Annotated in this window: 1 protein-coding gene; it reads left to right on the forward strand. The window is 35.0% G+C overall.

Annotated elements, in window-relative coordinates:
• The first annotated feature begins 313 nt into the window (after positions 1 to 313).
• Positions 314 to 538: a PAS factor family protein gene (locus tag AACV33_RS03365; protein WP_023603897.1), complete on the forward strand. Its 225-nt coding sequence runs from the start codon at positions 314 to 316 to the stop codon at positions 536 to 538.
• Positions 539 to 1,082 lie beyond the last annotated feature (544 nt).

A 1,082-nucleotide genomic window follows, 5' to 3' on the forward strand; every position in this document is an offset into this window, starting at 1 on the left:
CCCCGCTCTTAAGTGAATATGCTTAAAGTGATGAGTCCGTCGATTTTTTCACATCATATTAATGAAAGTTAGCTGTAATCAAGGATTAACCGACTTTCCCTATCAATTGATTGCTTCAATACCCTCACCATTGATACTTATTCATACCTCATGCCAAATCACAAAATACAAAATACAAAATACAAAATACAATAAGAATATCGTGATGTTTCTATGTGATCTAAATACAATTTCTTTATATTATGAGACGGATATCTTTAAACATCCGTACTATAGTTGTCATAATATTAGATGGACAATACGGAGAAAAATCATGGATACAACATCACTCATCTATAACACTTTAACAAACTTAACAAATGCAGAACCAGGCCAGTACGCTCAGATTAGACAAGCATTATACGACCAACTAGATTTACCGTTTGATAAGAAGTTCGCTTTATATTCAAACGTCCTAGGCCCAGTTGGTGCAGGAAAATTAGAAAACCTTGATAAAGCGATGACAAAAGCTTATGAAATTCTAGAGGATGCTCATTAATACTTCAATATATCTAGCCTTTAAGTTATCAATTAAAGGCTAGTTCATTAGGTTACCCTTGTTCAACGCGCCTTCCATAACGGAAGCCTTTTCCGTTAAGGGCTCTAATACCTCAAGCCTTCATGATCTTTGCTACATAATTAGTTGAACAAGGATATCCTAGCTTTACAAGCTCATTCCTAACTCTTCTAGAGCCGTATTTAGCCTCAAACTCTGCAAAGGTAAGTAAGACCCTCTTTTCAAAGTCTAGCCTCCTTTGGGAGGCTTTGCTTAATGATTTATTATGCCATGCATAAAAACCAGTTGAAGATGCCTTTAAAACTCGGCAAAGAAAACGAACACTATAAAGATTCCTAAAATCACGAATAAGAGCGTACTTTACTCTTGATTTTTGGCAAAGTACGCCGCTGCCTTTTTTAAGAACTCATTCTCTTTTTTTAGGTCATTTAGCTCTTTTCTCATCTTACGCATTTCTGAGTTTTCTTTTATTAAATAATCGATACCATCATGAACGGTAAACTGTTTATTTGTCAGAAGGTTAAAC

The organism is Aliivibrio sp. SR45-2 (genome assembly GCF_963890165.1).
GTDB lineage: Bacteria > Pseudomonadota > Gammaproteobacteria > Enterobacterales > Vibrionaceae > Aliivibrio > Aliivibrio salmonicida.